The following is a 20,866-nucleotide window of genomic DNA, read 5'->3' on the forward strand; positions in this document are numbered from 1 at the left end:
ACACCCTCTGATCCGTAGCTCTGTGGAGATCGCTCGTTGAGGGGCATACAGGCTGCGTGAGGGCAATGCCGGATGGTGCTGGGCACTGCCGCTTGCTGGGGTTGCTGTACTTCGTCACGGCACAGCACTGTCATAGCCAGAGGTGTGTGCAGCGGGTACCCGCCGTCCCTGGCTCTGTCCACGAGCACGATACTCATGAAAAAAGCCACGCCGTCCCGGATCCTTGGTACGAAGCGGGCTTCGTCGAAACAAGGGCGGAGGCCGAGGAGGTATGGCCGGGCCGGGTACGGCGACCGAGGAGCTCGCGTCGATGCCCGGGATGGACCAGTAACCCCGGACGCTCGACCGGTTCAGCGCTGAGTGTCGGCGGACCAGAGGGTGGTGCCCTGATAGACCACGCTGACGTCGCCGTCGGTACCGAAGCAGGGTGTCCGGGGCGGCGCTGCTGTGCCAGCGGGACGGGTCGGCGGGACCCAGAGCAGCAGGACGCGTACGGCCGCGTCGCTCTCGATCGTCGCGGGACCCTCGGGGGCCGCGAGCCGGATGTCCGCTCCTTCGGCGCCGGCGGTGACCACGACGTCGTCCATGCCGGGGGTGCGTAGCCAGCCCTCGATCCGGCCTTCGGGGCCCAGGTCGAGACCGACGCGCTCCTTCTCCAGTGGGGGGCGGCCGACCTGCACCACGCTGTGCTCCGTCATCCACGGCTCGGTGAGCAACTGCACCGCCGTGCGGTCGTCACCGGTCAAGTCCGAGCGGTACAGGATCAGCTCCTCCCGCATGTGTTCCGCGAAGAAGGGGACCTTCACCAGCCGCCCGGTCCACATCATCTCCGTGTCCGGGGACAGATCCTGGGCGGCTGCCGCCGCCACCTCCGTCAGCTTCTCGCAGCGGCTCAGCACCAGCGGTATGCAGGCCGCCGCCGAGTGGCTACGGGCAGACCTGCACGCCGATGTCGCAGGCTCCGTCACCTGCCGCATCCGCGACTCCGTCGCCTACGCCGACGACGCGACCAAGAAGGTCCTGCTGGACGCCCTGCGCGCTTGTGGCGGGTCGGTGTGCGCGCGGCTTGGCCTGGGCTGACGCTGATGGATAGGCCGTCCTGGGGCGAATGGCCTGATGGGCCGGGTCGCCTGATCCCGGGCCGGCGATGTTTGCACGGGGCGCAGGCGTGTACGCGTAGGACATGACCGGCACGAAGCAGGAAACAGAGCGAAAGTACGAGGCCCCATCGGCTGACGACACGACATGGCTGCCGGACCTCACCGGTGTGGGCCCGATCGTGACCGTCGTGGATCAGGGCACGAGAAATTTGGACGCCGTGTACTACGACACGGACGATCTGCGCCTGGCTGGTACCTCGGCCGCGCTCAGGCGAAGGACGGGCGGAACCGATGCGGGCTGGCATCTCAAACTGCCGCTGTCCCCGGACAGCCGGGAGGAGGTGCAGGCCCCGTTGTCCGACGCCCTTCCGGGCTCGCTGCGCGACCTGGCTCTGTCCCGTACCCGGGGAGCGGAGGTGTGGCCGGTCGTCCGGATCCGTTCCACCCGTGGCGTACGGCAGCTCGTCGGTTCCGGGAGTACCGTCCTCGCCGAGCTGAGCATCGACTCGGTCCGTGCCGAGTCCCTGCTCGGCTCCAACACGCGGGCCTCCTGGACCGAGATGGAGGTCGAACTCGCACCGGACACCGACCCGGGACTTTTGGACGTGGTGGACAAGAAGCTGCGCAAGAGCGGTGTGGACCGTGCGCACTCTGCGTCCAAGCTGGCCCGGGCTCTGGAGGAGACGATGGCGGGAGCGCCCCGTCTGCAGGGCGAGCGTGCCGCTGAGACCGTGGTGCCGGGATCCGCAGGTGAAGCGGTCCTGCACTATGTGGAAGACCGGATTGACACCCTGGTGAGCCTGGACCCCGCGGTACGGCGCGACCTGCCCGACTCGGTGCACAAGATGCGCGTCGCATGCCGACGGCTGCGCAGCGTCCTGCGCTCCTACCGGTCCGTCCTCGACCGGAAGGTCACCGATCCCGTCCGCGAGGAACTCAAGTGGCTGGGAAACGAGCTGGGCGCGGAACGCGACCAGGAGGTACTCCTGGAGAGGCTGAGTTCGGGGATCGACGCTCTGCCTCCGGAACTGGTCTTCGGTCCGGTCACCGCACGGCTGCAGGTGTGGGACCTCAACAACAGCTCCGAGGCCCGCCAGCGTACCCTCGACGCCCTGAGCTCACCTCGTTACCTGGCCCTTCTGGACTCTCTGGCAACGCTTGCGGAACAGCCTCCGCTACGCGACAAGGCCGGCCGGGGGCCGGAGAACGTCATGGCCAAGGCCATCCTCAAGGAATACGACCGTCTCGCCGGCCGCGTTTCCCATGCTCTGGAACTCTCGCCGGGGTCAGAACGCGACGCGGCCCTCCACGAAGCCCGTAAGGCGGCCAAGAAGACCAGGTACGCCACGGAGCCGGCGCGCGACGCACTCGGCAAACCTGCCAAGCGCCTGGGCAGGCGCGTCAAAGCCGTTCAGAAGGTGCTCGGGGACCATCAGGACAGCGTCATGGCCCGGGACGCCCTGCGCAAGATGACCTTGGCAGCCCACGCGGCCGACGAACCCTCCTTCGTCTGGGGCCTGTTGTACGGACAGGAGCAAGCCGAGGCCGACAGGAGCGAACGCGAGTTGCCGACGGTATGGACGGACGCTGCGCGGCGCGATCCGCACAAGACGCTCAACTAAGAACTGCTGCTGCGCCTTGAGTTGCCCACGTGTCCGTGTAGGCGGCGGTGCGGGCGGTCTCGTCCGGGTGTGCTCCCTTGTTCGGCGGCACCAACCGTCCTGCGTGACGCTCGCCGACCTCGGGATCGCGCGGCTCGCCTCCGCCGTACCGAGAACAGGCCGGGCCATGCCTCATTTCGACCACAGGGAACCCACAAATGTCCGGGTGTGGGTCGGTGTCGGCCGCGTTTGTACCCCGACACTACGGTCACTTGGTCTGCATCCCCCCTCGAAGGGGCGACGGCACTCCGGTGCCTTCGGTAGCGCTGGAGAAAAACGCTCTGTCGTCGCGGGCGGCGAGCACTGCCGAGAGACGGAAGGTGCCACAGATGTGATCACCCTGGGTGTCGAAGAGGAATACCTGCTGATCGACGCGGTGACCGGTCGGCTGGCCCCGCAGGGGGACAAGGTGCGTACAGCGGCGGGACTGAAGCCCTTTGTATCCGACCGGGAACTCCACACGGAATTGTCGCAGGCCCAAGTGGGCCCAGTTGGAGCCGTTGCTGCCCATTGGGAAGAAGGCGGGCAGGCCGCGGACGTGGACTCGTCGGCAGTTGATCGACGGGATACGGTGGCGGACCCGAGCGGGTACCCCGTGGCGGGACGTTCCCGAGCGGTACGGTCCGTGGGACCGGATATACGACCTGTTCCGCCGGTGGCAGCGCGACGGCACCTGGAAGCGGATCCTTGGCCGACGCTTTCAACTCGTCCATTCCGCTCCTCCCGGAGAACTTCCGGTTGACCGAACAAACCAGTCACGAACGACCCGGCCCCTTCGCTCCACAGATCTTCCACCCGGACTCCTTCGGGTATCGGCCGGGCAAGTCGGCACTGGACGCCGTCGCGTCCTGCCGGGAGCGGTGCTGGCGGTTCGACTGGGTGGTCGAGTTCGACATCCGGAAGTTCTTCGACACCGTCCCGTGGGACAAGGTGGTGGCCGCGGTCGAGGCGCACACCGACGCTGGTTGGGTGGTGCTGTATGTCAAGCGGTGGCTGGCCGCGGGGCTGCGCCTGCCCGACGGGTCCACAACGGAAAGGGTGGAGGGCACGCCGCAGGGTTCTGCGGTGTCGCCCGTCTTGGCGAACCTGTTTCTGCACTATGCGTTCGACGCGTGGATGGTCCGGGAGTACCCGGGCTGCCCGTTCGAGCGTTACGCCGACGATGCGGTGGTGCACTGCCGCACCCTGGCGGAAGCGGAACGGGTCCTGGCCGCGTTGCGGTCCAGGATGGCCGAGATCGGTCTGGAGCTGCATCCGGACAAGACCAGGATCGTGTACTCCAAGGACGACAACCGCCGGGGCCGGTTTCCGGTCACCGAGTTCACGTTCCTTGGGTTCACGTTCCGGCCCCGAGGAGCCAAGGACAGACACGGGGTGATGTTCACCGCGTTCCTGCCCGCGATCAGTAAGCAAGCCCTGAAGAGGCTGAGCAAGACAGTGCGGTCCTGGAGACTGCACCGGCGCACCGCGCAGGAGTCATCTGACCTGGCACGGACGGTCAATCCGGTGGTCAGGGGTTGGATGAACTACTACGGACGCTTCTACCGCTCAGTTCTGTATCCGCTGCTCGACCGCATCAACACCTACTTGCTGCGGTGGATCCAGAAGAAGTACCGGGTCGGGATGAAACAAGCCCTGCAACGGTTGGCCCACGGGCATACCGTGCGCCCGAAGTACTTCGCTCACTGGACCTGGGCGGCCCCGGCAGGGGCGAGGCCCAGAACGACAAGAGCCGTATGACGGGGGACTGTCACGTACGGTTCCGTGGGAGCCCGGGGGTGAGATTCCCCCGGGCGACCCGACTACAGGAATCCCAGGAGCCAGAGCACCAGTGCCGCGCGAGAAATTACGAAGCAGCCTCGAGACCGGAACATGAGAGGTTCCGCGCGCACCGTCTCCGACAGCCTCCTGTCGTCAGACTGATCCGAGGCCGCGGGGCGACTCACCAGTGCACCGAACTTCCCCCTGAGATAACAGAGGGGAATGGCGTCGGCGTGAAATGAATTGTGGCCCTCCGGGGTACCCGGCGTGCGCCCACCCACGCGCGTGCCGATGTAGCTGGCGCGCAGGCAAGAGAGGGAGCGCGAGTCATGAAAGCAGTGACCTGGCAGGGCCGGCGGGACGTCCGGGTGGAGGACGTACCCAATCCGCGTATCGAGCAGCCCACAGACGCCGTCGTGCGTATCACGTCGACCGGACTCTGTGGCTCGGACCTCCATCTTTACGAGGTGCTCACGCCGTTCATGACTCCGGGCGACATCCTCGGCCACGAGCCGATGGGCGTGGTCGAGGAAATCGGCTCCGAGGTCACGAACCTTCGCCCGGGGGACCGCGTCGTGGTGCCGTTCCAGATCTCCTGCGGGCATTGCTTCATGTGCTCGGCGGGCCTGATGACCCAGTGCGAGACCACTCAGGTGACCGGCGAGGGGATGGGTGCAGCGCTCTTCGGGTACACCCGTCTGTACGGTGCGGTACCCGGCGCCCAGGCCGAGTATCTGCGTGTGCCGCAGGCGCAGTTCGAGCCGATCAAAGTGCCCGACGGTCCTGCCGACGACCGCTTCGTCTACCTCTCCGACGTGCTCCCCACGGCCTGGCAGGCAGTGGCGTACGCCGCGGTGCCGCCTGGCGGCACTCTCGCCGTCCTGGGGCTCGGCCCCATCGGCGACATGTGCTGCCGCATCGCCCAAGCACAGGGCGTGGAGCGGGTGTTCGGCGTCGATCTCGTGCCGGAGCGGCTCGCGCGTGCCAGCGCGAGGGGTGCTGAGGCGTATGACCTGCGGGTCTATGGCGACGAGAAGGAACTGGTCCGGGCGATCCAGGACGAGACCGGCGGCCGGGGGCCGGATGCCGTGATCGACGCCGTCGGCACCGAAGCCCACGGCAGCGCGGCAGCCAAGCTGGCACAGACCGCCACCGGGCTGCTGCCACGCAAGCTCGGCGCACCGCTCGCCGAACGCTTCGCCGTCGACCGTCTGGGCGCCCTCTACATGGCCATCGACCTGGTCCGCCGCGGCGGCACGATCTCGCTGAGCGGCGTGTACGGGGGTATGGCCGATCCGATGCCGATGCTCACCCTGTTCGACAAACAGATCCAGCTGCGGATGGGGCAGGCCAACGTCCGCCGCTGGACCGACTCGATCTTGCCTCTCCTCACGGACGGGGACCCGCTCGGTGTGGACGACTTCGCCACGCACCGGCTTCCCCTGGCGGATGCCGAACACGCCTACGCCATGTTCCAGCAGAAGCAGGATGGCGCGGTCAAGATCCTCATGCAGCCCTGAGCCCCGCATTCCACCCGAACGATCACGACGGCTCGCACGGCGCAGCGGAGCTGCGGACCGGTGATCCTACCGACCGGGCAGGGGTACTCGGTGTGGGCGGTATCGGCGCACGGGGCCGCGGCTCGGAGCTCGCGGCCCCGTGCGCGAGGTGGGTTGGGCCGGCTCGGATACGGCGGTTCTTGACCACGTACCGAAACGCTCGGCCGCTGTACCACTAGCGAGGTGACGACATGGCTGCAATGGACCGCTCCGTGCCCGACGGGCCTTCGGCGCTGGTGACCGGAGGCTCCCGTGGTCTGGGACTGCTGATAGCCGCCCGGCTCGTCCGGTGTGGTTACCGGGTGACGGTGCTGGCGCGGGATGCCGATGAACTCGATCGGGCCGTGGCCTGGACCCTGGACCGTACGGGTCGCTCCCTGCGCCCGATGGTGTGTGACGTGCGGGACGAACCAGCGGTGACGGCCGCGGTCCGGCTGACGGCCCAGCAGATGGGCGGGCTCGACCTCGTGATCGCGAACGCGGGAGTGATCCAGGTGGCGCCCGCCGAAACGGCAGGGGCGCAGGTGTTCAGGGACGCCATGGAGACCATCTTCGACGGCACCCTCCACACCGCGCTCGCAGCCCTGCCGTATCTGCGGCACAGTCCGGGAGGCGGCCGCCTGGGCCTGGTGGGCTCCGTCGGCGGACTGTTTGCAGTGCCGCATCTCGTGCCGTACTCCTGTGCCAAGGCCGCGGTGCGGGCGCTCGGCGAGGGCCTTCAGGAGGAGACGGCAGGCAGTGCGGTGAGCGTGACCACGGTCCACCCCGGACTCATGCGAACCGGATCCCACCTCCAGGCGGAGTTCGGCGGCAGGTCGGAGGCCGAGTTCGCCTGGTTCTCGGCGCTGGCGGGAATGCCGCTGCTGTCGATGGACGCCGAGCGTGCGGCGGCGAAGATCGTACGTGCGGTGGAACGCAGACGTACCCGGCTGGTGCTCACGCCGGCAGCCCGCACCGCCTCCCTCGCGCACGCGGTCGCGCCCCGCCTGGTGACCTGGGCGAACGGGCTGGTTGCCCGGGCGCTCCCTGCGCCACTCGACGACTTGGCCGAGCCGACCTCACAGCGGGCGCCAATGCGGCAGGGACGCACCCTGGACGCCTCCGCCGGACCCGTCTGGGCACGGGCCCTGCGCAGAGCGGGCAGCGCCCTCAACAACCGGGCGGCACACCGCTACAACCAGCGCTGGGCGGGCCCGCCCACCAGCTCCTGACCGAAACCGGTTCAGCGCAGTGACGCGACCACCGGCCGGGAATTCGCAGGACGGTCTGGTGCTGGACGGAGCCTCGGCTCCCCGGCATTCGATACGGCGCCCCGGGTACCCGGCGCCGATGCACAGGAGCCTTGAACATCTGGCCGCCGCCGGCTCGGTGGCGGGACCGATCGTCATCGTCGTCTGTGGTCTGCTCGTCACGGCCGCGCTGCTGGGAGCCGTGTTGCGTTCGCCGTACTTGAGTGGAGCGCGGCTGAGGGAGACCAGGAGAGGAGAGGTCGACCTGCGAAAACTCGGGACGAAGGAGTGACGGGGCGGGGAACCGTACGCGTGTGGTCGAACCACGAGGAGATGAGCGGCATGGTGCAGATCGGATACACGATGATGACCGAGCAGGGCGGTCCGCGGGAGCTGGTGGACCACGTGGTGGGCGCCGAGCGTGCCGGCTTCGACTTCTCGGTCACGTCCGACCACTACTTTCCGTGGCTGGAGTCCCAGGGTCATGCCCCCTACGCGTGGAGTGTGCTGGGTGCCGCTGCACAGGCCACCGAACGCATTCCCCTGATGACGTACGTGACGTGCCCGACGACTCGCTACAACCCGGCGGTCGTCGCCCAGAAGGCGGCCACGATGCAAGTCCTCTCCCAGGGACGGTTCCGGTTGGGGCTGGGCTCCGGGGAGAACCTCAACGAGCATGTGATGGGTGGGGGCTGGCCTGCCGCGCACGTCCGACTGGAGAAGCTGGAGGAGGCGGTGGAGATCATCCGTGCGCTGTTCGCGGGGGAGAACGTCACCCACCACGGCGTTCACTTCGACGTGGCGAATGCCAGGTTGTGGGACCTGCCCGACGAGCCGACGCCGATCGGTGTCGCCGTCTCGGGCGACCGCTCCTGCGAGCTCGCCGGTCACCTCGCCGATTTGGTGATCGCCACGGAACCCAGGCCGGAGCTGATCTCGGCCTTCGAGCGCCACGGCGGCGCGGGCAAGCCGAAGGTGGGCCAGTTGCCCATCTGCTACGACACGGATCGCGACGCGGCCGTCATTCGCGCCCACGAGCAGTTCCGCTGGTTCGGCAGCGGCTGGCCGGTCAACTCCGAACTGCCCGGGCCTGTCGCGTTCGCGCGTGCCACCGAGTTCGTACGGCCCGAGGACGTGGCGGAGTCCATTCCCTGTGGCGACGACGTGCAGGCGGTCGTCGAGGCCGTACGCCCCTACGTCGACGCGGGGTTCACCGAGGTCGCGCTCGTCCAGATCGGCGGCGACCACCAGGAGCCGTACCTGGAATGGGCCGAGCACAAGCTGCTGCCCGCGCTCCGCGCATTGTGAGAGGACGAGGGCAGCCGTGATGGCCACGCAACGCGCCGCGATCTTCGACATCGACGGGACGCTCGTCGACACCAATCACCTGCACGTGGTCACGTGGTGGGAGGCGTTCCGGCAGGCGGACCACCACGTTCCGATGCGGGACATCCACCGCGCCGTGGGGCTCAGCGGCGGCGACCTGCTGGACCACCTGCTCGGCGACGACCACGATCCCGACCAGGACGACCAGCTGACCGCGGCCCACCACACCCTCTACGCCACGTACTTCGAGCGGCTGCCCGCGCTGGACGCGGCGGGCGACCTGCTGCGCGCCCTGGCCGGGCGGGGCTGGCAGGTCGTCCTGGCGACCTCGGCGAGCGGCGCGGAGCTCTCCGCGCTCCGCGGCGCCATCGACGCGGACGATGTCATCCTAGGGGTCACCAGCGCCGACGACGTCGCCGACGGCAAGCCCGCCCCCGACCCCGTTCGGCAGGCCAGGGAACTCGCCGGTGTGCCGAGTGAACGTGCCCTGTTCGTCGGCGACAGCGTCTGGGACATGAAGGCGGCCGTACGCGACGGAGTCACCCCGGTGGCGGTCCTGTCCGGCGGCATCCCGCGCGCGGACCTGGAGGAGGCCGGCGCTCAGGCCGTGTACCGGGACCCCGCCGACCTCCTCGCCCACCTGGACACCAGCGTCTTCGCCCAGACCGAGTAGCAGGTCAGGCGCGGTGGCCGCGCCTCTTCCAGACGACCGTCGCCGTTGCCGCCGCAGCGGCCGTGAGCGCCGAGGCTGCGGCGGGGTGGCGGGCGAGTGCGGCCTCAAAGGACCGGCTGTGGGAGCTGAGGCCGGTGGAGGCCGGCGATGTTCTCCAGCAGGTCGGGAGGGCGCAGCAGAGACGCGTCTTCGGTGTCCCGCTGCCCGGGGCTGGTCAGCCGGTGGAGGCGTCGGCGGTATGTTGCTCGCTCACGGCGGGGGCCTGGTGGGCGGCGTGGGCGGCCAGGGAGGGGTCGGCCAGGAGGCAGGCGGCCCAGCTGACGACGGTTTCGTCGATTCAGGTGCGCCAGGCGGTGTCGTCGGGCTGTGGCTCGCATCCGGTGAGCCAGTCCAGCCGGTGGGATCCGCTGGGTGCGAGCAGGTGGAGCAGTTGCACGTCGAGGTCGGTGGGGTAGCGCAGGGCGGCGGCGAGTGTGACGGCCTGCCGGGCTTGGGCCTCGGCCAGCGCCTGGCTCTGAGCGCGCCGCCGGGGGCGGGGCAGGCGGCGAGGAGCCAGCGGGTGGAGGCGGCTATGACAGGTGTCAGGTCGTCGGTCACGGCGGTCGGTCCCTTGGGGAGCGTGCTCGCCTGTGTCCGGCAGATCAGTCCCGCGAGCTGTGTCGCGGGGCTGCGCTGCCCCGCTTGGGACCCGACAGCGTAGACAGCCGATCCCGAAGAGGGAATGAGCGGCGTCACGGCCCGCCGGGCGCCCGGGGTCCCGACCAGGAACCCGGGCGTGAGCTGCTCGGCCCGCAATCTGCTCCTGCGGGGTCAGGACTTGCCGCGGCCTGTGATGAGGTCGCGGGCCCGGTCCACAAGGCCGGCGCCCGGGGCGAGGAGCTTGTTGGCGGGCGGGGTGTTCGGGGCGGCGGGGTGCGGACGGGTCGGGGCCAGGGACTTGGCTCGGCGGATCTTGTCCCCGAGGTCGTTCAGCGCCTCGGGAGAGCAAGCCTGGCGGAGCATCGGGAAGAGGTTCTCCTCCTCGTCCTGGACGTGGGCGGAGACCTCGTCCATGAGCTGTTGCAGCAGTGGGCTCATCTCGGGGTCGGCGGTGTCCGTCTTCTCCAGCTGCTTGAGGAGTTTCTCGACCCGGCCGTGGTCCGCGATCTCCTTGTCCGCGATCCGGTCGCCGCCCTCGATGTGCTCGCGCACCGCCGGGTACAGGTACTCCTCCTCGGCGATCGAGTGCCGTACCAGCTCGATCGTGACCTGGTCCACCACGTCGCGGAGTTCCTGCCCGCCGCTCGGCATCCCCTGGATCCGGGCGAACATCTCCTCGACCTCCCGGTGGTCGGTCATCAGTTCCGCGATCGCGTCTCCGCCATGCCCCATCGTCTGCCGCCTCTCGCTGGTTATGTCTGGGCCGGGTCGGTCCCGCCCAGCTGACAGTGGTTCCCCCCTCCGGACGGCCCCCCGCCGTTCCAGGCGATGTCCACCCGGTCGGGTGCCTCCGTCCTTCGGGAAGGGCGCCCGAACCGGTACCGACCGCTCGTGCGACGAGGTGAGAGAGCAATACCGGCGCACGCGAGGGCGGTCAGTCCTCGCCCCGTACGGCGTTCCAGTCGTCTCTCTGCCGCAACCGTCCCGCCGTGGTGTCGAGCGTCGCGCGCACGCAGGTCCGTATGCCCTGCCCGCGCAGGCGACGCGCCCGCGCCCAGCCAGTCTCGGCCCGGCGAACGACAATCGGACTACTGGCTTCCGTAGTCACGGCGGCTCATCTTCCTTCGCACTCCGACCTGTTGAGCTCCGGTTCGTACGCACTGTTCCCTTTGCTGTTCGCGTTCCGAGTGTCTGACGGGTCCGGCGTGAAACCCGGTTCGTGGGCGGTGAGCAAGTCCTCGACGGCCCGGCCATGGCGGCTGAACGGTCAGGTGAGTCGGCCGACCATCGAGTCGGCCCAAAATGTATGGGTAAACCGGGATGATTGGTGCGTCCATGGGCACTCAGCAGGCAGAAAACGTGACCCCTGCATTGGCGAGGAGTAGTCATGGCTGAGCAGAAGTTGTCCTCGGCCGTCAGCGAGCCCCTGCGCAACGCGGCCTCGGCGGTGCGCCGGGTTCCCGGTGTCGGGGTCGTGAGCAAGGCCGCCGAGGGGACACTGGACAAGATCGGAGCCGTGTCGCCCCGGAGCCGTCGGCTGGCTGTGTATGCCGGAGCCGGGGTGCTGGGTGTGGCCGGTGTGGTGGAGTGGCCGGTCGCGTTGACCGGTGCGGCGGTTGCCTGGCTGACTCAGCCCCGGCCCGGACCGAGCGCGGAGGCTTCGCACCTGCAGGCGGACGAAGAGGCGACGGAGGGCACGGGCCACGGCACGTACGTGGCCATGGGTGACGCGGTGGCGGCCGGGCAGCAGGTTTCGAGTGCTCCGGGGCCGGTGAGACAGGACGAGATGTCCGGCGGTATGGGGACGCGGCCTGGTGGGCCGACGCCACCGCCGGTCGAACCGGCCGCACCTGACACCGGCCTGGAGGCGGCACCGGCTGAACAGCTGGCGGAACACACTGGGCCGGTCGCGCAGCCGGAGGCGACACCTCCTACACATGAGGTGACGCCTCCCGCGGATGAGGATGTGCTGCCCGCGGACGAAGGGGCGTCGCCCGCTGATTCGACCGCACCACTCACCGGCTGACGTGAGCGGGGGCTGATAGGCGATGGCGCTCGGGTTGCCTACCTTGCCGTCCGTCGCCGCACGGACCCTGTCCGCGGCGCCGCGGTTGCTGGCCAGGGCCGCAGCATCGGGGGTGGGCGCCGTCGCGGGGGCGACGGCCGGAGCCGCGCGGGCCGGCGTCAGGAGCCTGGACACGGCCACACGGATGACGCGGGCCGCGCGCAATGCGCTGCTCGGGTCCGAACAGCAGTGGTGGTCCGGCGCCCGGGCACACCTCGCGCTGCGGGCGGCCAGCGGGGAGCAGGCTCGGGCCGCGGGCGGCCTGCACCGGCTCGCCGGACATGTCGCCACGGCACTGGCCGAGCATCCTGAGGTCCTGTTCGCCTACTGGGACCAGGGGCTCGGCCGTCTGGTGGTGGCTGCGGCCGAGGAGGCGGTCGCCGACGACGTCATGGCGCGCGCGGCGGACCTCGCCGCCCGGCACGGTCTCGTCGCGGCCGGTGACGACGCAGACGAGGTCACGCACCCGGCCGACCCGGCCGGCATCCGCGCGGCGCTGGCCACGCTCACCGCCGACCTGGTCGGTACCGGCATCGGTGTTGCCGCGTACGCCCTGCGGCTGCCACCGTCGCCCCGCGCGGTGACCGCGGTGGTGACGGTGCTGCGAGAGAACCCGCGCTTCCGTGGCCTGTTCCGCGCCCACCTGGGCGCCGACGCCATGGACCTCGTGCTGACCTGCGCGAACGCCGCCGCGCACGGGGCGGGCCAGACGCCCGCCGCGCTGCTGCTCGACGGCGCGCTGCGCGGCTGCCAGCTCGCGGACACGATGGCGCGGGCGGCCGCCTTCGAGCTCTTCCACGACGAACTGTGCCGCCCGGACCGGCCGAGCGTCGGCGACGGCGGCCATCCGCGCCCGGATCTGCGAACCACCCCGGCCCAGGACTACGCCACGCACGCCTTCGCCGGCAGCGTGCTGGGCGGGGCGGCCACCCTGCTGGTCAAGCACGACGTCGCCGAGGTGGCGGAGGCGGTGCTCGCGGGCTCACCGAAGGCCGCCCGTTACGGGCCCACCGCCTTCGAGGCGGTGCTCGGCGCCGTACTGGCCCGGTCGGGGCTGATCGTCCGAGATCCGGAGCGCCTTCGGGAGCTGGAGCTGGCCGGCACGATCGTCCTGCATCCGAGCGCGGTGCGCACCGAGGACGGGGAGACCGATCCCTGGACGGAGCCGGTGCTGGACGCGGCCCGGCGCGCCGGACTGCGGGTCGTGCTCGTGGACGACCCCGCGATGGAGGACTTCACCGGCCTCGCCGACCAGGTGGTGGACGCCCGGCGGCCGCTGGACGACGTGGTGTGCTCCCTGCCCGAGGATTCCGGCGCGGTGATCACGGTGGCCCGGCTGTGGTCCGACAGGGGCCACGGAGTGCTGGCTGGGCTGCTCGCCGGCGACATCGCGCTCGCGCTCACCGACGCCGACAGCGCGGTCGTCTGGAGCGCCGATGCCCTCGCCCTGCACGGGCTGCCCGACGTATGGCGGCTGCTGACCGCGATTCCGGCCGCGCGCCGGGTGGGCCGACAGGCGCAGACCCTGGCCCGGTCGGGTGCCGCCCTCTCCGGGCTGCTGGTGGCCGTCGGCGAGTCGAGGAGCGGCCGCGGCAGACTGGCCGCGCTGCCAGGGCTGCGGCACGCGCCGGTGGACGGCGCCGCCGCGACCTCGCTGCTGTTGGGGACCTGGGCGGCCCTGCGAGTGGCGAGGGCCGAGGTCCCGCACCCCAGGGCCCGGGTGCACTGGCACGAACTCGGCCCACGGGAAACCCTGCAGCAGCTGGAGCAGGAGCGTGGGACGGAACGGCCCGAGGAACTGCACCAGGAGACCGAGCCGTCCCGGAACCCGCTGCTGGTGCCGGTGCGGTGGACCCGGCGGATCGCCGGTGCCGTGCGGAGTGAACTGGACGACCCGCTGACCCCGGTGCTGGCCGTGGGCTCGGCCGCGTCCGCGATCGTCGGTTCGGCAGTCGACGCGCTGCTGGTGGTCGGCGCCCTCGACCTGAACGCGATGATCGGCGCAATCCAGCGGCTCAGGGCCGAACAGGCCGTGTCCGGGCTGCTCGCCGAGCAGAAGCGGCAGGCCCGGGTGGCCGACTCCCCGGACGAGACGGACACGCACATCGTGGACGCGGTCTGCCTGGCCCCGGGCGATGTGATCGACCTGCACACGGACGACGTGGTGCCGGCCGATGCCCGGGTGCTGTCGGAGGACGGCCTGGAGGTCGACGAGTCCGCGCTGACCGGGGAGTCGGTGCCGACGGAGAAACACACCGCCGCGACCCCCCACGCCCCCGTGGCCGACCGGCACTCCATGGTTTTCGAAGGCACCACGGTGGCCGCCGGCCACGCCCGCGCGGTCGTGGTCGACACCGGCGAGCGCACCGAGGCCGCCCGCGCGGTCCACCTGGCCGCGCGCACGCCCCCGGCTGCGGGAGTACAGGCCCGTTTGCACGAACTCACCGCCCAGGCACTGCCGTTGACCCTCGGCGGCGGCGCTGCGGTCACCGGCCTCGCCCTGCTGCGCGGAACCCCGATCCGGGAGGCGGTCAGCGGGGGCGTGGCCGTCGCCGTGGCCGCCGTACCGGAGGGGCTGCCGCTGGTGGCGACGGTGGCCCAACTGGCCGCCTCCCGGCGGCTCAGCCGGGGCGGGGTCCTGGTCCGGGCACCCCGCGCGCTGGAGGCGCTCGGCCGGATGGGCACCATCTGCTTCGACAAGACCGGAACACTCACCGAGAACGCCCTGCGCCTGGTGAAGGTGACCGACGCCGAAGGGCGGAGCCACCGGACGCGGGACGAGGAGGCGGCGGACGTCCTGCGGGTGGCGGCCCGGGCCTGCCCGCAGGTCGATGACGGCGACAGCCCGCCGGAACACGCCACCGACGCGGCGGTCCTCGATGCGGCCGTACTCGACCCTGAATGGGAGGAGTCGGAGGCGCTTCCGTTCGAGGCGGCCCGCGGCTATGCCGCCGCCGTCGGCCGGCCCGGCGACGGACCACTCCTGCTGGTGGTGAAGGGGGCGCCGGAAACCGTGCTGCCGGCATGCTCCGGCCTCCCCGAACACGCCTCGGAAACGGCACAGGCACTGGCCGCCGGGGGTCTGCGCGTCCTGGCCGTCGCCCAGCACCGCCTCGGCGACGCCGAGACCGCTCCGGGTGTCCTCGAACAGCCGCTGGAGCAGCTGGAGTTCGTCGGTCTGCTCGGTCTCACGGACACCCCGCGCGAGACCTCCACGGCCCTGGTACGCAGCCTGTACGAGGAGGGCATACGACCGGTGATGCTCACCGGTGACCATCCGCAGACCGCCCGGTTCATCGCCGCCGAGCTGGGCTGGCCCGAGGACACGGTCGTGGTGACCGGGGACGACCTCGCGGCCGCCGACCGGGCGGGCAGGGCCCGGATGCTCCGCGACGCGGGCGTGGTGGCGCGCGTGGCGCCGGAGCAGAAACTGCAGGTCGTCGAGGCGCTGCGGGATGCGGGGCGGGTGGTCGGCATGGTCGGCGACGGCGCCAACGACGCGGCGGCGATCCGCGCCGCCGACATCGGCGTGGGCATCAACGCCCGGGGCTCCGCCGCCGCCCGTAACGCCGCCGACCTCGTCCTCACCGACGACGACCTGACGGTACTGATCGACGCCGTGTGCGAGGGCAGGTCGCTGTGGCACAGCGTCGCGGACGCCATCGCCATCCTCATCGGCGGCAACGCGGGCGAGATCGGCTTCGGTGTCCTGGGCACCCTGCTGGCCGGCCGGGCTCCGTTGTCCACCCGCCAGATGCTGCTGGTCAACCTTTTCACCGACCTGTTCCCGGCGATGGCGGTGGCGGTCACGCCTCAGGAGACGGAAGCGCAGCCGGACCCCGGAGCGCCGTCGGACGTGTTGGGAGCGCCGCTGCTCCGGCAGATCCGGCACCGTGCGATGACGACCAGCGCGGGCGCGCTCATGGCCTGGCTCATCGGCCGCGCCACGCCCGGAACAGGGCGTCGATCCAGCACGATGGCGCTGGCCGCCGTGGTCGGCACCCAACTGATCCAGACCCTGCTGGACCGCCGTGACAGCGCGTTGGTTCGTCTTGCTTCCCTCGGCTCGGCCGCCGTCCTGCTCGCGGTCATCGAGACACCGGGGGTCAGCCGCTTCTTCGGCTGCACCCCGTTGGGCCCGGTTGCCCTGACCGCGGTGACCGCGTCGATCGCCCTGGCCGTCTGGGCCCAGCGCGCCCTGCCCTTCCTCGAAAGGACCCTCGCCGACCTGATGCCGCCGTCGTGAGACTCCGGCGGACAGCGGCGCTTCGGCAAACCGCACCCGTACGGAATATCGGAGTCGCTCACAGCCGCGACCAGAAACTCCCCGGTCTCCAGCGGAGACGACCCCCGCGCCACTCCGAGCGATGTCCACCCGGTCGGGCGCCTCCGTCCTCGGGAAGGGGCGCGAACCGGAGCTCGACCGTCCCGACGGCCCGGCCGGGGCTCTGCCGCATGGTCGCCAGGAGGCCGGGCTCCGGATGGTCCGCAGGCCCCGGCACAGGTGCAGGCCGTGCGGTTCGGCGGCGCGGGCGATGCGGTAGGCGTGTTGGTGGGACCAGCGGGCGACGTCCCTGGCCACGTGGTGGAACTCGTGCTCCACCCGATGGCGGTCGGCGGCGGCCGAGGAGTGCCCGCTCCGGCCCGAGTTCGCCGTCGTGCAGCGCGCGCAGGACGATCGGGATGCCGTTCACGGTTCGCCTCCGTTCTGGCCAGCGACGGCCGATGGTCCACCCAGGGTGGGCGGGACGCGGTGTGGCTCCACCGGGGCCGACGCGGCGGTGGTCGGGGCCGGCGCGCCGGTGCCGGTGCCGCGCTCGACCAGGGTCAGGCGGGCGGCGGCGGTCTTGAACAAGGGCTGTTTGGAGACGGGGTCCCAGTCGGTGATCGTGGTTTCGTTGGCGGCCCGGCCGCCGTTCGTTCCGGGGCGGTGGCCTTCGGGGGTGTCCCAGTAGCCGTAGTGGAAGGGCAGGAACACCATGCCGTCGCGGATGCCGGTGATCCGCAGACGCCCGCGGACCGAGCCGCGCGGGCTGGTGACCTCGACCAGTTCCCCCTCGGCCACGTCGTGCCGCACTGCCTCGTCGGCGGAGATCTCCACCCACACCTGCGGCGCGGCAGCGTTCAGCTGGGGGACCCGGCTGGTCTTGGTGCGTGTGTGGAAGTGATACAGGGTGCGACCCGTGTTCAGCTGAAGCGGGTAGGTCTCGTCGGTCGTCTCGTGCGGCGGGACGTACCCGGCCGCCTTCAGCACCGCCCGGCCGTCGGGGTTCAGGGCCCGGTACTCGGTCTCGGAGACGGACGCGCCGGTCACCAGGTCCCTGCCGTAGGTCTCGCAGTCGCCGGGCGCGGCCCACTGGATGCCGTCGTTGTAGAGGCGTTCGGTGCCGTCCGGGGTGTCCTCGGTGCAGGGCCACTGGATGCCACAGGCGTTGCGCAGCCGCCCGTACGTCATGCCGGTGTAGTCGCAGGGCTTGCCGCGGCTGCATTCCTGCCACGCCTCGAACGCCGACTCGGGGCCGTGCCGGCCGACGAGCGGGCGGCCGTCTTTATCCCGGAAGTCCATCCGCCGGGCGTAGTCGAGGAGGATGTCCAGATCCGGCCGGGCCAAGCCGGGAGGGTCGACAGCCTTTTCGGAGAGGTGGACGGTGCGGTCGGCATTGGTGAGGGTGCCTGTCTTCTCCGCCCAGGTCGCCGCAGGCAGGACCACGTCCGCCACCTGGGCCGTTTCGATGAGGTACAGGTCCTGTACGACGGTGGAGAGCCTTTCCTGGCCGAGGATCTCCCGGATGCGGTGGAGTTCGGGGAGGGAGACCAGCGGGTTGGTGCCGGTGATCCACAGCATGCGGAGTTCCCTGAAGCTGTCGTCCGACCCGTCAGCTTTCCGCTCGACGTCAATCGGTGAGCAGGACGTCCCGGACCGCTCTGACGCGTAGCTCCTCCAGCGTGTTCATCTGCCGTTCGGCTCGTGCGATCAGGCCGTCGAGGTCCTGCTCGTCGAGGCGCCCGTCCGCCTCGGCCAGGGTGCGCAGCGTGCGCCAGCCGAGTTCTTTGCCCTTCACCCCCAGCCGGAGGAACTCAAGTTCGATCACGAGCGTCAGAGGTGAACGCTTGTAGAGGCGCCCATTGCTCTTGAGACGCCCCAGTCGCTCTGCCGCGCCGGACGCCGCGACCTTGTAGCGGCGCCGCGGCACGTCCAGGCTCTGCATGATGTGCCGCAGGCTCGCACGGTCCTCGGCGATCTCGCCGGCCAGGTGCTGCAGTGGTTCCGCGTAGGGCGGGTCGCGATGCGATCGGGCCATGAACTGGGAGCGTCCGGTTCCGACCGTGGCGCCTGCCAGATGGTCGTTGAGATAGATCCCGAGCAGGTCCGTGCGGATCTGCGGGCGGGTGCCCGGCATCTGTGTCGTCATGGCTCGTGCCCTCGCTTCTCCCCGCCTGTGTGCGGCGGCGTTGCACGAGTACCCGGACCGGGCGCGACGGCACCGGTCTTCGACCAGCTGCCGGGTACCGCGAAGGCACCAGGTAACCGGTCCACCCGGCCAGGGGTCAGGCGCCCATTCGAACAACCGCGGGTGTCACCTCGGCAGAGGGGGAACTCGGCGGCCATGAACGCCCAGGAAGGACTCCGGGGGTCGTACTGGATCGAGACCGCGCCGGGTGGTGAGCCCGCCCCTCCGCCGGCCCGGGACATCTCCGTCGACGTCGCGGTGGTCGGCGGCGGCGTGGCGGGGCTCAGCACTGCCTGGGAGCTGTCCCGGCGCGGACGTGAGGTGGTCGTGCTGGAGGCGGGGCGGATCGCCGGCGGGGTCACCGGATACACGTCGGCCAAGCTGACCGCGCTCCACACCCTTGTCTACGACCACCTGCGCCGCACCCGGGGCCGTGAGGGCGCGCGGCTGTACGCCGAGTCGCAGTCCGCGGCGATCCTCCGGGCCGCCGAGACCGTCGCCGACCTCGGCATCGACTGCGACTGGGAAGAAGCGGGGGCCTGCACCTACGCCGAGACCGAACAGGACGTCGCACAGCTGCGGGCCGAGGCCGAAGCCGCGCGCGAGGCGGGCCTGCCGGCCGAATTCGTCACCGGGACGGAGCTGCCGTATCCGGTGGCCGGCGCGGTCCGGGTGACCGGGCAGGCGCAGTTCCATCCCGTGAAGTACCTGCACGCCCTGGCCGATGATCTGCGCGACCGAGGAGGCACCCTCCACGAGGGGACGCGTGTCACCGGCCTCACCGAGGGCGCACCCTGTGTCCTGTCCACCGACGTCGGCGTCGAGGTGCGGGCGCGCGAGGTCGTCGTCGCCACGCACTACCCCGTCTTCGACCGAGCCCTGCTCTTCACCCGGCTCTCCCCACGCCGTGAACTGGTCGTCGCGGGGACCATCGACGCGAACATGGCACCCCGCGACATGTACATCACGCCCGAGCAGAACACCCGGTCCGTGCGCAGCGCCCCCTGTACCGACGGGCAGCGTCTGCTGATCGTCACCGGCGAGCACTTCACCCCCGGCTCCGCCGACGTCGAGGAACGCCTTGCCCGGCTGACCGCCTGGGCCATCGATCGGTTCCCGGGCCTGACGCTCACCCACCGGTGGGCCACCCAGGACAACGACTCCACCGACTCCGTGCCCCTCGTCGGACACCTCCACCCCGGCAGCCACCACACCTACGTGGCCACCGGCTTCGGCGGCTGGGGCCTGAGCGGCGGCATCATGGCCGGCCGGCTGATCAGCGACCTCATCGAGGGCCAGGAGGTCGAATGGGCGGGGCTCTACGATCCCCGCCGGGTGGGCTCCGTGGTCCGGGAGGGCGGGTCGTTCCTCAAGCACCAGGCCCACGTGGCCAAGCACTTTGTCGGCGACCGGCTGCCTCCCGTCACGGCCCCCGCGCCCGAGGACCTCGCCCCCGGAGACGGTGCCGTCATCAGGGTCGGCGGACACCAGTGCGCCGTTCACCGGGACGACAGCGGCCAGCTCCACGCCGTCTCGGCCCGCTGCACCCACCTCGGCTGCCTTGTCGCCTTCAACCGCGTCGAACAGGCATGGGAATGCCCCTGCCACGGCTCCCGCTTCGCCCCCGACGGCAGCATCCTCCAAGGCCCGGCCGTACGGCCCCTGGAGAAACGCGCGGTCCAGTCGCCTTAAGGTCCGCTCGAGACTCCGACGTTACGGCAGCCGCCTAGGGGTACCCGTGTGGCACCGTCGGCTGCGTCCGGCACACCCCCATCCCCACACCAGTGTGGAGCGCCCCGTGAAAGCCCTGGTCATCAGCTGCACGCTCAAGAAATCCCCCGAGCCCTCCAACACCGAGGCACTGGCCTCACAGGTCGCCGCTCGCCTGGACCGGCTTGGCGTGCAGGCGGAGTTCGTGCGCGCCGTGGATCTGGCCATCGCGCCGGGGGTGGTCACCGACGCGGGCGACGGCGATCAATGGCCGGAGGTCCACGAACGGCTGCTGGACGCGGAGATCCTGGTCATCGCCTCGCCGACCTGGCTGGGTCGGCCCTCCTCGGTGGCACAGCGCGTCCTGGAGCGCATGGACGCGATGATGTCCGAAACCGACGACGAGGGCCGCCCCGTCGCCTACAACCGGGTCGCGGGCGTGGTCGTCACCGGGAACGAGGACGGTGCCCCCCACGTCATCAGCGAGATCTCCGGAGCCCTCGCGGACATCGGCTACACGATCCCCGGGCAGGCGTGGACGTACTGGCATCTCGGCCCCGGCCCTGGCCCCGACTATCTGGAGGACGAACGCGGCCGCGACTGGGCGCACAGCACCGGCCGCACGATGGCCGACAACCTCTGCGGAGTCGCCCGGGCGCTCGCCGAACGGCCGCTGACATCGATCGGCTGA

At 70.7% G+C, this 20,866-nt stretch carries 15 protein-coding genes and 2 pseudogenes; 13 read left to right on the plus strand and 4 right to left on the minus strand.

Features of this window, described 5'->3' with window-relative positions; genetic code table 11:
• Positions 1–350: 350 nt before the first annotated feature.
• The gene (locus ACWD5D_RS23135) at positions 351–827 is read right to left on the minus strand and encodes a hypothetical protein (RefSeq protein WP_451374625.1); all 477 of its coding nucleotides are present in this window, start codon (positions 825–827) and stop codon (positions 351–353) included.
• 4 nt (positions 828–831) lie between these two features.
• Between ACWD5D_RS23135 and ACWD5D_RS23140 the strand changes: the two genes are divergently transcribed.
• The 9 genes and pseudogenes from ACWD5D_RS23140 (at position 832) to ACWD5D_RS23180 (ending at position 9,309) form a co-directional block, all read left to right on the plus strand.
• Positions 832–1,080, plus strand: coding sequence for a hypothetical protein (locus tag ACWD5D_RS23140; RefSeq protein WP_451374626.1), 249 nt, complete (start codon positions 832–834; stop codon positions 1,078–1,080).
• 103 nt (positions 1,081–1,183) lie between these two features.
• Positions 1,184–2,722, plus strand: coding sequence for a CYTH and CHAD domain-containing protein (locus tag ACWD5D_RS23145; RefSeq protein WP_451374627.1), 1,539 nt, complete (start codon positions 1,184–1,186; stop codon positions 2,720–2,722).
• A gap of 530 nt (positions 2,723–3,252) precedes the next feature.
• Positions 3,253–3,435 (plus strand): annotated as a pseudogene (locus ACWD5D_RS23150) (transposase); the annotation flags it as partial.
• A 13-nt stretch (positions 3,436–3,448) separates the two neighbouring features.
• On the plus strand, positions 3,449–4,501 hold the full coding sequence (locus tag ACWD5D_RS23155) for a reverse transcriptase domain-containing protein (protein WP_451374628.1): 1,053 nt from the start codon (positions 3,449–3,451) through the stop codon (positions 4,499–4,501).
• 350 nt (positions 4,502–4,851) lie between these two features.
• Positions 4,852–6,042 (plus strand): zinc-dependent alcohol dehydrogenase, encoded by a 1,191-nt coding sequence (locus ACWD5D_RS23160; RefSeq protein ID WP_451374629.1) that lies wholly within the window; start codon positions 4,852–4,854, stop codon positions 6,040–6,042.
• A gap of 230 nt (positions 6,043–6,272) precedes the next feature.
• Positions 6,273–7,292: an SDR family NAD(P)-dependent oxidoreductase gene (locus ACWD5D_RS23165; protein WP_451374630.1), complete on the plus strand. Its 1,020-nt coding sequence runs from the start codon at positions 6,273–6,275 to the stop codon at positions 7,290–7,292.
• Between the two features lie 118 nt (positions 7,293–7,410).
• Positions 7,411–7,602: a hypothetical protein gene (locus ACWD5D_RS23170; protein WP_451374631.1), complete on the plus strand. Its 192-nt coding sequence runs from the start codon at positions 7,411–7,413 to the stop codon at positions 7,600–7,602.
• A 50-nt stretch (positions 7,603–7,652) separates the two neighbouring features.
• Positions 7,653–8,618 (plus strand): LLM class F420-dependent oxidoreductase, encoded by a 966-nt coding sequence (locus tag ACWD5D_RS23175; protein WP_451374632.1) that lies wholly within the window; start codon positions 7,653–7,655, stop codon positions 8,616–8,618.
• Between the two features lie 19 nt (positions 8,619–8,637).
• The gene (locus ACWD5D_RS23180; protein ID WP_451374633.1) at positions 8,638–9,309 is read left to right on the plus strand and encodes an HAD family hydrolase; all 672 of its coding nucleotides are present in this window, start codon (positions 8,638–8,640) and stop codon (positions 9,307–9,309) included.
• A gap of 810 nt (positions 9,310–10,119) precedes the next feature.
• Here the strand turns inward: ACWD5D_RS23180 and ACWD5D_RS23185 are convergent.
• Entirely contained in the window at positions 10,120–10,680 is a 561-nt protein-coding gene (locus ACWD5D_RS23185; protein WP_451374634.1) for a hemerythrin domain-containing protein, read from the minus strand.
• A 655-nt stretch (positions 10,681–11,335) separates the two neighbouring features.
• Here ACWD5D_RS23185 and ACWD5D_RS23190 point away from each other — a divergent pair.
• Together ACWD5D_RS23190 and ACWD5D_RS23195 are read left to right on the plus strand one after the other, a co-directional pair.
• Positions 11,336–11,974 carry a hypothetical protein gene (locus ACWD5D_RS23190; protein WP_451374635.1) on the plus strand — a complete coding sequence of 213 codons (639 nt, stop codon included), beginning with the start codon at positions 11,336–11,338 and terminating at the stop codon, positions 11,972–11,974.
• Positions 11,975–11,996: 22 nt separating this feature from the next.
• Entirely contained in the window at positions 11,997–16,259 is a 4,263-nt protein-coding gene (locus ACWD5D_RS23195; protein WP_451374636.1) for an HAD-IC family P-type ATPase, read from the plus strand.
• 444 nt (positions 16,260–16,703) lie between these two features.
• Here the strand turns inward: ACWD5D_RS23195 and ACWD5D_RS23200 are convergent.
• Both ACWD5D_RS23200 and ACWD5D_RS23205 read right to left on the minus strand, forming a co-directional pair.
• A pseudogene (locus tag ACWD5D_RS23200) lies at positions 16,704–17,864 on the minus strand (molybdopterin oxidoreductase family protein); the annotation flags it as partial.
• A gap of 43 nt (positions 17,865–17,907) precedes the next feature.
• On the minus strand, positions 17,908–18,426 hold the full coding sequence (locus ACWD5D_RS23205; protein ID WP_451374637.1) for a hypothetical protein: 519 nt from the start codon (positions 18,424–18,426) through the stop codon (positions 17,908–17,910).
• Positions 18,427–18,621: 195 nt separating this feature from the next.
• Between ACWD5D_RS23205 and ACWD5D_RS23210 the strand changes: the two genes are divergently transcribed.
• Positions 18,622–20,157 (plus strand): FAD-dependent oxidoreductase, encoded by a 1,536-nt coding sequence (locus tag ACWD5D_RS23210; RefSeq protein ID WP_451374638.1) that lies wholly within the window; start codon positions 18,622–18,624, stop codon positions 20,155–20,157.
• Between the two features lie 106 nt (positions 20,158–20,263).
• Positions 20,264–20,866: a flavodoxin family protein gene (locus tag ACWD5D_RS23215; RefSeq protein ID WP_451374639.1), complete on the plus strand. Its 603-nt coding sequence runs from the start codon at positions 20,264–20,266 to the stop codon at positions 20,864–20,866.

This window comes from Streptomyces sp. NPDC002520, assembly GCF_053595235.1.

Coding starts and splice junctions, on each gene's coding strand:
- ACWD5D_RS23145 (WP_451374627.1), top strand. CDS start 1,184: ATGACCGGCACGAAGCAGGAAACAGAGCGAAAGTACGAGGCCCCATCG.
- ACWD5D_RS23210 (WP_451374638.1), top strand. CDS start 18,622: ATGAACGCCCAGGAAGGACTCCGGGGGTCGTACTGGATCGAGACCGCG.
- ACWD5D_RS23195 (WP_451374636.1), top strand. CDS start 11,997: ATGGCGCTCGGGTTGCCTACCTTGCCGTCCGTCGCCGCACGGACCCTG.
- ACWD5D_RS23165 (WP_451374630.1), top strand. CDS start 6,273: ATGGCTGCAATGGACCGCTCCGTGCCCGACGGGCCTTCGGCGCTGGTG.
- ACWD5D_RS23170 (WP_451374631.1), top strand. CDS start 7,411: ATGCACAGGAGCCTTGAACATCTGGCCGCCGCCGGCTCGGTGGCGGGA.
- ACWD5D_RS23185 (WP_451374634.1), bottom strand. CDS start 10,680: ATGGGGCATGGCGGAGACGCGATCGCGGAACTGATGACCGACCACCGG.
- ACWD5D_RS23135 (WP_451374625.1), bottom strand. CDS start 827: ATGATGTGGACCGGGCGGCTGGTGAAGGTCCCCTTCTTCGCGGAACAC.
- ACWD5D_RS23175 (WP_451374632.1), top strand. CDS start 7,653: ATGGTGCAGATCGGATACACGATGATGACCGAGCAGGGCGGTCCGCGG.
- ACWD5D_RS23190 (WP_451374635.1), top strand. CDS start 11,336: ATGGCTGAGCAGAAGTTGTCCTCGGCCGTCAGCGAGCCCCTGCGCAAC.
- ACWD5D_RS23180 (WP_451374633.1), top strand. CDS start 8,638: ATGGCCACGCAACGCGCCGCGATCTTCGACATCGACGGGACGCTCGTC.
- ACWD5D_RS23205 (WP_451374637.1), bottom strand. CDS start 18,426: ATGACGACACAGATGCCGGGCACCCGCCCGCAGATCCGCACGGACCTG.
- ACWD5D_RS23160 (WP_451374629.1), top strand. CDS start 4,852: ATGAAAGCAGTGACCTGGCAGGGCCGGCGGGACGTCCGGGTGGAGGAC.